Annotated in this window: 12 protein-coding genes; 6 read left to right on the top strand and 6 right to left on the bottom strand. The window is 62.6% G+C overall.

What is annotated here, in order from left to right; translation table 11 throughout:
* Positions 1-117: 117 nt before the first annotated feature.
* Positions 118-984 carry an SDR family oxidoreductase gene (locus WG208_RS11560; protein WP_337171515.1) on the bottom strand — a complete coding sequence of 289 codons (867 nt, stop codon included), beginning with the start codon at positions 982-984 and terminating at the stop codon, positions 118-120.
* A gap of 196 nt (positions 985-1,180) precedes the next feature.
* On the opposite strand from WG208_RS11560, the gene WG208_RS11565 reads away from it, so the two are divergent.
* Both WG208_RS11565 and ligD read left to right on the top strand, forming a co-directional pair.
* Positions 1,181-2,077 carry a Ku protein gene (locus WG208_RS11565; RefSeq protein ID WP_337171516.1) on the top strand — a complete coding sequence of 299 codons (897 nt, stop codon included), beginning with the start codon at positions 1,181-1,183 and terminating at the stop codon, positions 2,075-2,077.
* A 25-nt stretch (positions 2,078-2,102) separates the two neighbouring features.
* Complete coding sequence (gene ligD, locus WG208_RS11570; protein WP_337171517.1) at positions 2,103-3,971, top strand: DNA ligase D; 1,869 nt, start codon at positions 2,103-2,105, stop codon at positions 3,969-3,971.
* Between the two features lie 76 nt (positions 3,972-4,047).
* On the opposite strand, the gene WG208_RS11575 is transcribed toward ligD, so the two are convergent.
* Entirely contained in the window at positions 4,048-4,557 is a 510-nt protein-coding gene (locus WG208_RS11575) for a ferritin-like domain-containing protein (protein WP_337171518.1), read from the bottom strand.
* Between the two features lie 260 nt (positions 4,558-4,817).
* Between WG208_RS11575 and WG208_RS11580 the strand changes: the two genes are divergently transcribed.
* On the top strand, positions 4,818-5,108 hold the full coding sequence (locus WG208_RS11580; protein WP_337171519.1) for a Rho termination factor N-terminal domain-containing protein: 291 nt from the start codon (positions 4,818-4,820) through the stop codon (positions 5,106-5,108).
* Positions 5,109-5,198: 90 nt separating this feature from the next.
* Here WG208_RS11580 and WG208_RS11585 read toward each other — a convergent pair whose 3' ends face one another.
* Positions 5,199-5,873, bottom strand: coding sequence for a hypothetical protein (locus tag WG208_RS11585; RefSeq protein ID WP_337171520.1), 675 nt, complete (start codon positions 5,871-5,873; stop codon positions 5,199-5,201).
* A 693-nt stretch (positions 5,874-6,566) separates the two neighbouring features.
* Between WG208_RS11585 and WG208_RS11590 the strand changes: the two genes are divergently transcribed.
* Complete coding sequence (locus WG208_RS11590; RefSeq protein WP_337171521.1) at positions 6,567-7,766, top strand: PepSY-associated TM helix domain-containing protein; 1,200 nt, start codon at positions 6,567-6,569, stop codon at positions 7,764-7,766.
* Between the two features lie 10 nt (positions 7,767-7,776).
* Here the strand turns inward: WG208_RS11590 and WG208_RS11595 are convergent, their stop codons facing one another.
* The 3 genes from WG208_RS11595 to WG208_RS11605 all read right to left on the bottom strand — a co-directional run bounded on the left by WG208_RS11595 (position 7,777) and on the right by WG208_RS11605 (position 9,830).
* The gene (locus tag WG208_RS11595) at positions 7,777-8,211 is read right to left on the bottom strand and encodes an EamA family transporter (protein ID WP_345786996.1); all 435 of its coding nucleotides are present in this window, start codon (positions 8,209-8,211) and stop codon (positions 7,777-7,779) included.
* A 44-nt stretch (positions 8,212-8,255) separates the two neighbouring features.
* Positions 8,256-9,374, bottom strand: coding sequence for a kelch repeat-containing protein (locus tag WG208_RS11600; RefSeq protein ID WP_337171523.1), 1,119 nt, complete (start codon positions 9,372-9,374; stop codon positions 8,256-8,258).
* 105 nt (positions 9,375-9,479) lie between these two features.
* Entirely contained in the window at positions 9,480-9,830 is a 351-nt protein-coding gene (locus tag WG208_RS11605) for a DUF2200 domain-containing protein (RefSeq protein WP_337171524.1), read from the bottom strand.
* 106 nt (positions 9,831-9,936) lie between these two features.
* On the opposite strand from WG208_RS11605, the gene WG208_RS11610 reads away from it, so the two are divergent.
* Together WG208_RS11610 and pdeM are read left to right on the top strand one after the other, a co-directional pair.
* Entirely contained in the window at positions 9,937-12,513 is a 2,577-nt protein-coding gene (locus tag WG208_RS11610; RefSeq protein ID WP_337171525.1) for a ligase-associated DNA damage response DEXH box helicase, read from the top strand.
* Positions 12,510-13,190 (top strand): ligase-associated DNA damage response endonuclease PdeM, encoded by a 681-nt coding sequence (gene pdeM, locus WG208_RS11615; RefSeq protein WP_337171526.1) that lies wholly within the window; start codon positions 12,510-12,512, stop codon positions 13,188-13,190. The genes WG208_RS11610 and pdeM overlap by 4 nt, the downstream gene beginning before the upstream one ends.
* The last annotated feature ends 130 nt before the right edge of the window (positions 13,191-13,320 follow it).

Below are 13,320 nucleotides of genomic sequence, written 5' to 3' on the forward strand. Positions count from 1 at the left end.
ATTCAGTGCTTCGGCAACGAGGACGCGAGGCGGGATGTCGTTGATCGACATCCCGCCGTTTTTTGTGGGGGTTCGTGATGGCTCCCCGGGTTTCCGTTGGCTTCCGGTCGGCGGCGGTCATGCCGCCGTCACATCTCCTCCGAGCAGCGTGAGCACTTCCCCACTGACGTAGCTGGAATCGCCGGACGAGGCGAAGAAGACATAGGCAGGCGCGATTTCCTCGGGTTGTGCGGGACGTCCGACGGGGGTATCGGCGCCATGTCTGGCCACCTCCCTGGCGGGCTTGTCTGCCACGTTGAGTGGCGTCCACACGGGTCCGGGCGCCACACAATTCACCCGGATGCCCTGCTCCACGAGATTGCGCGCCAATGACTTGGTGAACGCATGAATGGCCCCTTTGGTCGTGGCATAGTCGAGCAGATGTGCGCTTCCTTCCAGACCGGTGATGGAGCCGGTATTGATGATGGATCCGCCCCGCGGAATGTGCGGCAGCGCGGCGCGCGTCAGATAGAACATGCCCAGAATGTTCGTGCCGATCGTGCGCTCCAACTGCTCGTCGGTGATTTCGGGGAGTGTATCCTGACGAACCTGCCATGCGGCATTGTTCACGAGAATGTCGAGCGCACCAAACGCCTTCACCACTCGCGCGACGGCGCGTTCGCAGAACGTGGTGCTCCGGATATCGCCGGCGATCGAGAGAGCTTCTCCACCGGCAGCGGTGATGTGCTGCAGTGTTTCGTCGGCATCACGTTGTTCTTCCTTCAGATGAATGATGGCGACTCTGGCACCTTCCCGGGCAAAGAGCACCGCCACCGATCGACCGATTCCGGAGTCCCCTCCCGTGATGAGGGCCACCTTTCCCTGCAGCTTCTGAGCTGCACGGTAGTGTGCACCTTCGAATCTCGGACGCGGGGTCATGTGGGCTTCGATGCCGGGGCGTTCCTGATGCTGGGGAGGGAATGGAGGTTTGGGCTCACGGGGCATGTGTGCTCCTGCGTTGACGTGTATCGGGAGGTGTATCGCGATGTATGTCGGGAGGTGCGGAGCCGTACGGCGGTTATCCGTCGGCGCATCTGCACCCATCTGTCCACATCACTCTTTCGCAGGAGGCATGCCACCGAAGAGCATTTCACGACGCCTCGGGGCGACGATGGCATATGGATTGCAACCGATCTCCACCATGCCACGCATCATCTGGAGAGGAGCCATCAGCTTCGGCCTCGTGCATATCCCGGTCACACTCCATGCCGCATCGGTGCGACGCGGGATGAATTTTGATCTGGTGGACAAACGCACGGCGGACCCGATCGGCTATCGGAAGATCAACAAGGTCACCGGCAAGGAGGTCGCCAGCGAACACATCACCCGCGCCTTCGAGTACGCCAAGGGTCAGTACGTGATGCTGGCGGACGAGGAGATCAAGCGGGCCAATGTGGAGTCCACACAGACTGTGGAAATCACGACCTTCGTGGATCAGCACGAAGTCCCCTTCGTGTTCTTCGATACGCCGTATTATCTCGCGCCGGATCGACGGGGCAGTAAAGTCTACACGCTGCTGCGCGAAGCATTGGTACGTACGAACACCATTGCCATTGCGCGCGTGGTGCTTCATACCCGGGAGCACCTGGCTGCGGTGGTGCCTTTGGGTCGACTCCTCATCCTGGAGACGCTGCGATGGGGAGAAGAAGTCGTGGAAGACTCGGCCATCGATGCACCGGCCACCGCCAAAGCCGCGGGGGTAACGACCCGGGAACTGCAGATGGCGGAAAAGCTCATCGCCGACATGTCCGCGCCATGGGATCCCGGGGAATACCATGACCGTTTCCGTGAGGATGTCGAAGCGCTGGTGGAGCGCAAGGTGAAAGCCGGCAGGACTCACCTGATCGAGGGCGAAGCCGCACCCCCGAAACGTCTGGCGGCACCCACGTCCACCGAAGAGCTGGCCGCACTGCTCAAGGACAGTCTACGGGCCTTGCCTCCCTCAGAGCGGAAGCGGAAGCCGGTCCCGAAACGTCCCGCAGGCAAACGATCGGACACGAAGTCCGTCGCCAAACGAGCGCGAGCGCAGGGCCGCTGAGCGCAGTGTGAATCGGGTGTGAATCATGGCGAGGCCATCCACGGCGCTCCTCGCGCCCATGCTCGCGACCTGGGTCGAAACGCCCCCGGCGGGCGCCTTTCACTATGAGATCAAACTCGATGGCTATCGATTGCTGACGCAGTTCTCCGGAAAGAATGTGCTGGCCCATACGCGCAATGGCATCGACTACACGGAGAAACTCGGTGGCATCGTCGAAGCGCTGGCCGGTCTCCGCGTCACCGGCGCCTATCTCGATGGAGAGATCGTCGTTTTCGACGAACGGGGGATCTCCCGTTTCAGCCTGCTGCAGCAGGCTCTTTCCGATCATGCCTCGTCATCCATCCGATATGTCGTCTTCGATATCCTGCGCTTTCGTGGACGAGATCTCCGCTCACTTCCCATCGAGACCCGACGCGCCAGACTGCAGGACCTTCTGGCCCATTCTTCCTCCTCATTGCTCGTCGGCAGCACCTGGGTGGACCGTGACCCTCTGGCATTGCTCCAGGCCGCCAGAGCATCCGGGTATGAAGGGCTCGTCGGCAAGCGGGTCGGCTCGTCGTACGTGTCCGGGCGTTCGCACGACTGGATCAAACTGACATTCGACCATCGCCAGGAAGGCATCGTGGTGGGATTCACCCCTCCACGTGGTACACGGTCCGGTTTCGGCGCGCTGCTGCTGGCCGTTCACGAAGACCATGAACTCCGGTACATCGGCCGCGTGGGGACGGGCTTCTCCGAAACGACACTCCGTGCGCTGCATCGGACGCTCGAGGCCATCCGGACACGGCATTCCCCTCTGCCGCGGCCACCGGTCGATGCCCGCAACATTCGATGGGTTGAGCCGGTACTCATTGTAGATGTCGAACACGCCGGTTTCACTGCCGCCGGGATGTTGCGCAAAGCGGCATTTATCGGCCTGCGCCCCGACCGGAATGTCGATGAGATCGTACGTCAGGAGCCCCTGTCCATGCCCCCTGCCCCGAGTCCTGCATCCACCACGGAAGCCGGCATCACGATCACCCATGGGGATCGGGTGATCGATGCGAAAAGTGGCGCGACCAAGCACGATCTGGCCCGTTTCTACGCGACCGTTGCACCCCAACTCCTCCCCCATCTCGCGCACCGTCCGGTGGCGCTGCTGCGGGCTCCCGATGGTGTGACGGGCGAAACTTTCTTCCAGAAACACGCGGCAGGTCGGACCATTCCCGGAGTGCGTCAGATGGATCCCGCGCTCGACCCGGGCCACGCGCCGCTGCTCGCGATCGACAATGTGCAGGCGCTCGTCGGTGTGGTGCAGATGGGAACCATCGAACTGCATACCTGGAACGCACGCGAGACCCGCATCGAACGTCCGGACCGCATGATCTTCGATCTCGATCCCGATCCGAAGCTTCCCTTCCCGCAGGTCCGTCAGGCAGCGAGTCTCATGCGTGACCTGCTGCAGGAACTTGGTCTCACGGCATTCGTGAAGACCTCCGGCGGTGCCGGGCTGCATGTGGTCGTACCTCTCACACCCTATGCCGACTGGGACAGCGTCAAGACATTCTCCCGCATGGCGGCCGAACACATGGCTCGCACCCTGCCAAAACTCTTCGTCGCAAAATCGGGAGAGAAAAACCGCGTGCGGCGGATCTTCGTGGACTACCTGCGGAACGGACGCGGATCGAGCACGGTCTCTGCCTTCTCCGTGCGTGCGCGGGCAGGCCTTCCCGTCTCCATGCCTGTTTCCTGGGAGCTTCTGGAGACACTCGAGGATCCCCGTGCTCTCCAAATTCACTCCGTGCCGGATTGGCTTGCCCAGCATCCGGACGATCCGTGGATATCCTACCGGCGTATCCGGCAACGACTGACCAAGCGCATGCATGAGCGGCTGCGCACCGGAGAGCCCACGTAACTCTCCAGTGCGCCGCATTCCAGCAGATCGCGTATCAGGATGGGCTGCGCGTGCGCGACGTGTGCCTCCGTGTATTCTACGTGTGCGCCGGAGAGTGCATCATATCGGTGACCAGTGTCTTGCCAAGTTTCGCGAGATGTTTGTCGCAGGCCATCTCCTGGTTGAGAATCTCACGCAGTCGTTCGGCAGCGTCGGCATAGCCCAGTTCGGTGGCCAGATCCACCAGGATCAGATAGGCTGCCATTTCATAGTGCTCGGCGCGGCGGGCCCCACCGATCAACGCGATGTCGCGAACCGCGGGTTCGTCCTTCTTCTCGTCGATGGCTTCACTGCCCTCTTCGATGATCCCCGCCATGCCGGCGCAGTGTTTGCCACGGGGCTTGAGATCCACGAGCTCGAACACCTCCTCGAGAATGGCCACGTGCCCCGTCGTTTCTTCGAGATGTGAGGAAAACGCCGCTTCCAGTTCCGGATTGGAAGACGAACGGGCCATCTGCTTCAAAGCCTTCACGAGGCGCTTCTCGAAGTCGTATGCATCCCGGAGTTCGTCGACGAAAATTTCATGGACCGCACCGTTGTTGGGCATGGATACCTCGCAGAGGAGAGTGAGCTGATCAGAGCATCGTGACCGCGCCGCCAAGCAGGGCAAGCCGCGTGCCATACAGGGCCTCGACATCGCGCGCTGTATGTGATGTCAGGGATGGCATGTGTCCTGTGTCATGACTGCCATGTTCCCCGGCAGGCGTCTGGCGCAAATGCTGCAGGAGACGAGCTGTGGCAGGCCCGAAGCAGACCATTCACAGTGACACTCACCGTGACACGATCCCACCTCATCAGGGAGCGACGATGCCCAACTGGACAGCCAAACAGGAACGGGAATACGAACACATCAAGGACAGCTACCGGGGACGCGGCCGAAGCGGTGAAAAAGCGGCGGAAATTGCGGCCCGCACCGTGAACAAACAGCGGCGTGAACATGGTGAGACACCGCAACACAAGACACAGGGCACCGGCAATCCGAATCGTCCGTTGTCGGAACGCACCAAAGCCGAGTTGCAGAATCTTGCCCGGTCCCGGCAGATCGCGGGGCGCAGCCGCATGAACAAGGCGGAGTTGGTGAAGTCGCTTCAGCACTGATTGCATACCGACCGCGTGGTGCACTCAGGGGCCGGGATCGAATGATCCCGGCCCCTGAGTCATGTTGACGGCATACAGTTGTCGGGCTCGTCAGCGACGATCCGCCCAACCCCGACGCGCCGCTTCGGCATGCCCTTCGGAATCGCCGAACCAGCCACCATGACCCTGATTGCCGCGGTTCCCGCCGCGGGACATCTGACGTGAACCACGATCGTCGTCCTCGTCCCGATCGCGACTGCTGTAGCCGCCTCGTCCGGTGTTGCGGTCGTCGTTGCGACCACCCCAGCCGCGATCGTCGCGATCATCGCCGTGCGAACGCGAACTCATGCCACGTGATCCTTCACGGTCATCCCAGCCACGACGGGCGGCTTCCGCATGTCCCTCGGAATCGCCGAACCAGCCGCGACCTTCGCCACGTCCGCCGGAATGGGAGGCATACGAACGATCATCGTAGTGCCGAGCGTTCCGACGATCGCGATCGTCGTCGTCATCACGACTGGCAAACCGGCCGTTGCTGTCCCGATAGGTGTTACCACGTCCCTCGTAACCGTCGTCGTCGCCATAGTCGTGGCTCCGTCCGCGACGGGACGCGTTGTCCTCATAGCGTCGGTCGTCGTCATACGATCCACGTGAGGAGTATCCCGAATCACGTCCATCGCGATCCCGATAGGACGAGTTGCCATAGCGTGACCCACGATCATTGTCGTCATCCCGCACGAAACGACCGCGCTCATCGCGATCGGGGTTCCTTGAAGAGTTCGGCATGTCTGACTCCGGAGATATCGGTTCTGCTCGGTGATCCACGCACCGTTGCGCGGACCACATGCCCGAACCCATGCACGCCGCGTGCCGCGCGATCATCTTTCATCCCCTTTCATCATCCGCCGTCATCACCTCATCGTTCGGACGATTCCCGCGATTCGGGATCTCAACGAGCGGGTGCTGGAGAAACTCACCGTGACATGCGCCCGACAACGATCGTCGGGCCATGGACTTTCATTCTGTTCCGCCGACACGCTGGGTATTCTGCATTCCTCTGATGGCGGGAGTGCAGGTCTGTGACTGCACACGAACGGATCGCCTATCGCAGCGGTCTCGCACGATATGCCTGGTCGTCGGGATCAGCAAAGCCGGTTCCACGTCCACGATGAGCAAAGCCCGGCGTGGAATTCGATGAGGCATGCGGACGGAGATCTCCGTTCAGTTCCGACGGAGCCAGATGATCAGACCGGCCAGCACCACCGCGGCCAGAAAGAGCAGAAAGCCATCACCGCCCCAATTCCATAGTTTGTCCATATGTATTCAAATTGCGCTGAACCATGCGCGTGTCAAACATTTTGAGTCAATCGCGTGATACGACGCACGGGCCTATTGGCCCAAAGTACAGGATTGCGCCCTGAAATCCCCTTTATGATAATTTCCGATCAACAAACTCGGGTATTCTTTTTCCCTGCCAACATGACGGCGCGCAGTCTCTCGATGATCCGCAGCGTGTTCTTCTGGACACATCTGGTCATGGGCATCACCGGCGGCATCATCATCTTCATCATGTCGCTCACCGGCGTGCTCCTCGGTTTCGAGCGACAGTTGATCGCCAGCCTGGATGGTGCGCCGGTTGCGACCGTGCCCTCTGCGCAGGCGACTCGCCTGGATGTCGATCAGTTGCTCGCTCGCAGCGGTGCCTCGGCCGACCCCATTGCCAGCATTGCGATCAAGGCGGGGGCGCAGGAACCGGTGACGATCCGCTTCCGCGATCGTGAGCGGCCGTCCCTCCTGGTGAATCCCTATACGGCGGACGTGATACCACCGGTGACCGGGGGCAAGACGGCCGCATTCATGTCGTGGCTGCGAGGTTGGCATCGATGGCTGGGGGTGACCGGGGAGTCCCGTCCATTGGCCCGGGCCATCACGGGCGCCTGCAACGCCGCCTTTCTGTTGCTCGTGCTCACGGGGTTCGTGATCTGGTTGCCGAGACGTCTTTCGGCGGCCGCGTTCCGCACCGCAGCCATTTTCAATGTGCGGCTCGCGGGCAAGGCGCGCGACTTCAATTGGCACAACAGCCTGGGCATCTGGTCGGCGCTCCCGCTGGCGGCAGTCGTGGCGACCGCGATGTTCATCTCCTATCAATGGCCGGGACGATTGCTGGACAAGTACTTCGGCAATCCCAGGGAACGCGCCGCGGCGACCGCAATTCCTTCGACTCCGGGAACAGCGAACACATCACGTCCCTCCGGTGAAGCCGGGGAACCACGCCCGGGCAATAGCCTCGTTCCTCTTGCCGGCATGATGCAGACTGTCACCATGACGAGACCGGAGTGGCAATCCATAACCATCACGATTCCTCCCCGGCCCGACAGCGCCCTGCAGTTTGCGGTCGCCGAGGGGAATACCTATCGTCCCGACCTTCGTCATCAGTACTTCTTCGATGCGTCGACGGCACAGCTGCTGCGTACGTCGAACTACGATTCACTCAGCACCAGCCGCAAGATCCGGGCGTGGTACCGGTTCGGTCACACCGGTGAAGTGTTCGGTGTGACCGGTCAGCTCATCGCGACGCTGGTCTCGTTTGTCGGTGTGGTGCTGGTGTATACCGGCTTTGCTCTCTCGTGGCGTCGCCTGGCCGCGTTTCTCCGACGCCGGCGACGGGGTATCGCCTGACGATCCCGGGTTACCTCTTCAACGCCAGGATCAGCACGCCACCGGCGACCAGGGCAATGCCGACCCACTCGCGCATCGATGGACGCTCTCCGAGGACGGCAAACGCGAAGACGGCGACGAGGACGAGGCTGAATTTGTCCACCGGGGCAACCTTCGATGCGTCGCCGTTCTGCAGAGCGCGGAAGTAACACACCCATGAGGCGCCGGTGGCCAGACCGGACAGTCCCAGGTAAAACCAGGTCCGCGACGACAGGTCGAGTGGATTGCTCCATTTTCCGGCGACGGCGACGAATACCGACAGCACCAGCAGGATGATGACCGTGCGGATGAGTGTCGCGAGATCGGCGTCGACTCCCTGCACGCCGATCTTGGCGAAAATGGTCGTCAGTGCGGCAAACACCGCGGACAGCGCGGCCCAGAGGAACCAGTTGCCCGATGTCGTCATGGTGAATACGATCGGCTGATGTTGTCCTGCGTGATGGTGGCCCCTCACCGATACCGGAATCGCCACACACCCGCGGTGTTCCGAATGTTGTTCGAATAACCGCCGGTGATCACGACGTCGCCATCGGTCAGCATGGCACTCGCCGCAAAATGATAGGTGTCGGGAAGAGCGCCGGCCACTTCACGAAAGGTCCTGCCGGCAACGTCGAAGACTTCGGCAACCCGCGCTCCCGACGTCACCAGCACATTGCCTCCGGGCAGCACCATCGATGTGCCGGTGATCTTGTATCGACGATGAGCCATCGAGGGTCCGGGCTCGAACGTCGCGGCCCCGGGATCGTAGATCTCGGTGGATGCGTAGTAGGTACGATCGGTCCGGTCTGCTCCACCGATGATCAATACCCGGCCATCCGGCAGCCTGGCCGCGTCGTGTTTGTGCCGCGCCATGCGGAGCATACCCGCCTGCACGAATCGATTGGTCCGGGGTTGAAAGACCTCCGCACTCGCATGGACCACCATATTCTGACGACGCCCGGCATGGCCGCCCACGACGAGCACACGGCCATCCCCGAGCAACGTCGCGGTGTGCCCCTCGCGGGGGACATGCATCGGCCCCACGGACTCGCTGCGGCCGGTTTCCGGATCGTACACCTCCGCGCTGGCGAGAAAAGCCCAGCCCTCTCCCACACCGCCGATGAACAACACTCGTCCATCGGGCAGCAGCGTCGCCGTATGGCCACTTCTCCCCACCATCAGCGAACCCACTTCACGGAAGCGGCGCGTGGAGGGTTCGAACATCTCGATGGATGCGAGATATTCCCCGTTGTAACCACCCGCGAGCAGCACGCGGCCATCAGGAAGCCGCGTAGCCGTGTGTCCGGCCCTGCGCTGCGAGAGAGGAGGCAGTTGCTGCAGCGTGTCTCCCGCCGGGTCGAACAGTTCCGCGCTGGCCAGGCTGCCGCCGCCATCCGCCATGCCCCCCGTCAACAGCACCTGACCCGAAAGCAGTGTGGTGGCCGTGTGCGCGGCGCGGGCCGTGTGCAGTGTGGCAACCGGCCGGATGACCGGCTTCGCTGGGGAGTTCGATGTGGAAGAGGAAGCGGACGCAATGAACAGTATCGGACACAACGTGGGGACGATTCTCGACGCGAGACGGGCAAGCATGGGAACCTCGTGAAGACACCTGAAGGCACCTGAACGCACGTGAGTGCAACGGACGGCAAACCGGAACTTCTCCGACATCTTGGATGCCGCTGCCCGGCCGTGCGTTTATCGCAGGATCCTGCTCATCGCTTTCCCCCTGGCGAGTTCATCGACCAGCTTGTCCAGATAGCGGATCTTCTGCATGAGTGGGTCTTCCACATCCTCGACACGAACACCGCAGACCACGCCGGTGATGCGTGCCGCATTGGGATGCATGGCCGGAGCCTGCGCAAAGAATGTCTCGAAGTCCGTTCCGTCATCGATCTGCTGCTGCAGCTCCGCCGGAGCATAGCCCGTCAACCAGCAGATGATCTGATCCACCTCGGCTTTCGTACGCTGCTTGCGCTCGGCCTTCTGCACATAGTGTGGATAGACGCTGGCGAACTTGGTCGTGAAGATACGGTGACGGGGCGTCATGGCACTCTCTGCGTATCGTCGGGAGGTTCGAAGAGGAAGATGTAATGTACCCTTGACCTATTGGCCGGTTGAAATCCGGATTCTGTCATGGCCGTTATTATTCGGTATGCCGAACGGCAGTCCCCCTTCCCCCGCTTCCACGGGCGCTGTCGAGCGCGTGGAGCACTGGTTCGCCACCCGTGGCTGGGAGCCGTTCGCCTTTCAGCGTGAGGTATGGGACGCATACCTGGCCGGCGAGTCGGGCCTCATTCATGCGGCAACAGGAACGGGCAAGACCTACGCGGCCTGGATGGGACCGGTCATCGAAGCGCTGGCGGAGAATGCGAAGCCACGTCGCGCCCGCCGGCGCTCCGAGGCCATGCCGCTCCGTGTACTCTGGATCACACCGCTGCGGGCACTGGCGGCCGACACGGAACAGGCCTTGCGCGATCCCATCGAGGCGCTGGGATTGCCGTGGACCGTGGAATCGCGCACCGGTGATACGAGTCAAGCCCGGCGCGCCAGACAGCGGCAGCAGCTGCCCACGGCGCTGGTCACGACACCGGAATCCCTCTCGTTGCTGCTCTGTCGCCGCGATCACGCGGCATTGTTCACGGACCTCCGATGCGTGGTGGTCGACGAGTGGCATGAACTGCTGTCCACCAAACGTGGTGCGCAGGTCGAATTGTGTCTCGCCCGACTGCGCGCACTCTGTCCACACCTTCGCACCTGGGGCCTTTCGGCGACCCTCGGCAATCTCGACGTGGCTGCACAGACGCTGCTCGGGTACCAGGGTGACGGCGCACCGCGACCCGCCCGTCTCGTGCGCGGTGTCGTGCCCAAGGCCGTCGAAATCGAAGCGCTCGTTCCGGAGACCATGGATCGGTTTCCGTGGGCCGGCCACCTCAATACGAAGTTGCTGCCGGAGGTGATGCGACGCCTCGAACAGGCCACGAGCGCCATCGTGTTCACCAATACCCGCTCGCAGTGCGAAATCTGGTTCCAGAGCATCATCGCGGCGAATCCTTCCTGGTTCGAGTTCACGGCCATCCATCATGGTTCGCTCTCGCGTCGGCAACGGGAGGATGTGGAGGACGGTCTCAAGACGGGTCGGTATCGCATCGTGGTGGCCACCAGTTCACTCGACCTCGGTGTCGACTTCACACCCGTGGACATGGTGATGCAGGTGGGAAGCCCCAAGGGCGTGGCGCGCCTTCTTCAACGTGCCGGACGCTCCGGACACAATCCCGGCCGCACGTCGCGCATCGTGTGCGTTCCCACCCATGCGTTCGAACTGGTGGAAGTGTCGGCGGCGCGCGATGCGATCGCGGCCAACCGTATCGAAAGCCGCGATCCACTCGACCGCCCTCTCGATCTGCTGGCCCAGCATCTGGTGACGCTGGCGTTGGGCGGCGGTTTCCGACGCGATACCGTGCTGGCGGAGCTGCGCACCACCCGCGCCTACCGTCTGCTCACCGAGGCGGAACTCGACTGGGTGATTGCCTTCATCACCCATGGCGGTGAGGCGCTGCGCGCCTATCCGGAGTACGCCAAGGTCCATGAAGTCGACGACACCTATGTGGTGACCGACCGGCGCGTCGCCCTGCGTCATGTGCTCAACATCGGTACCATCGTGAGTGACGCGGCAATCGCCGTGAAGTATCTCTCGGGCCGGAGGCTGGGCACGGTGGAGGAGTCGTTCGTGTCGCGTCTCTCACCGGGCGACAAGTTCATCTTCGCCGGTCAACCGCTGGAATTCGTGCGTCTGCGCGATCTGGTCGCCTGGGTGCGGAAGGCCAAGGGAATGAGTGGTGCGATTCCGCGCTGGCAGGGTGCACGCATGCCGCTCTCCACGGAATTGGCTGCCGCGGTCCGTGACACCCTCGAGGCAGCCCGTCTCGGTGTCTACCCGAGCCGGGAGATGGAGGCCGTCCGACCGGTGCTCGAAACCCAGGCGGAACGGAGCGTGATTCCCCGTCCTGACGAACTGCTCATCGAGCGCACCGAGACCCGGGACGGCCATCATGTGTTCGTCTATCCCTTCGAGGGGCGCCTCGTGCACGAGGGGCTGGCCGCCCTGTGCGCCTATCGGATTGCGCAATTGGGCCCCATCAGCTTCTCGTTCTCGGCGAACGACTATGGTTTCGAGTTGCTGAGTCCAGACCCCGCACCACTCGAAGAGGCGCTGGAAGCCGGCCTCTTCTCGACGACGCACCTGCTGTACGATATCACGCACAGTCTCAACGCAGCCGAATTGGCGCGTCGCCAGTTCCGCGAGATCGCACGCGTAGCGGGGCTCATCTTTCAGGGTTATCCCGGTCAGTCGAAGAGCATGAAACAGGTACAGGCGTCCAGCAGCCTGCTGTACGATGTGTTCACGAAGTACGACGAGGGCAACCTGCTGGTCCGGCAGGCGCAGCGCGAAGTACTGGAGCGGCAACTCGAGGCGAGCCGTCTCGGCCGTGTGCTGGAACGGCTCTCGGTGAGCACGGTGCGGCTGGTGGACGTGGAGCGTCCCACGCCGCTCGCGTTTCCGCTCATGGTGGACATCACGCGCGCCAGGTTGAGCACCGAAAAACTCACCCAGCGGGTGCGCCGTATGACCGTGGCCGCCGAAAAACCCACCCGCAGCGGACAGGCGAGTGTGTTTCGCATCGGAGAGAGGGTACAACGCCTGATGGGTGGCAGCGGAGCATCGCCGTGACGCATGACGGCGCATACGGGATGACGGGCGCACTCGACATCATGGTCGTCGGACAACCGGCGACCTTGCTGCCGTCCCGTGCGCTCTGGTTGCCCACACTCGACACCCTCGTAGTGGCCGATCTTCACTGGGGCAAGGCCGCCGCGTTCCGCGCCGCGCATGTTCCGGTGCCCATGGGCACCACGTCGAACGACCTGGCGCGCCTCTCCCATGCATTCACGTCCACGCAGGCCGAACACCTCGTCATACTCGGCGACCTGCTGCACGCGCGTGAGGGCCGGCACGCCGAGACGCTGCGCACCATCGCCGACTGGCGCGCGGCGCATCCGCATGTGCGTATCACGCTGGTGCGGGGCAACCACGATGTGCGCGCCGGCGATCCCCCATCGATCCTGCGTGTGCACTGCGTGGATCCGCCCTACAGGCTGGGGCCGTTCGTGTGCACCCATGAACCACTGCCGAGTACCGAGGGATATGTACTGAGCGGGCACCTGCACCCCTCCGTTTCCATGTACGGACGCGGCAGACAGAGCGTGCGATTGCCGGCATTCGTTTTTGGCCCTGATGTGGGTGTCTTGCCGGCCTTCTCGAGTTTCACCGGCGGTGGCATGTATGAACGGAACGAACGCGATCGGCTGTTCGTCGTGGCGGATGAGGTGATTGCGCTGGAAAGATGATCGCTGCACGAGTCAGACACGGTCGCCGCCCAGCCGTACCTCCGCCGGTATGATGGCCCGTCCCGCGGGTTCAACACATTGCAGACCCATGTTCACCGCAGCATTGCCGAGAGCCGAAGAGGTCCCGGAT

The organism is Gemmatimonas aurantiaca (genome assembly GCF_037190085.1).
Classification (GTDB): Bacteria; Gemmatimonadota; Gemmatimonadetes; order Gemmatimonadales; family Gemmatimonadaceae; genus Gemmatimonas; species Gemmatimonas aurantiaca_A.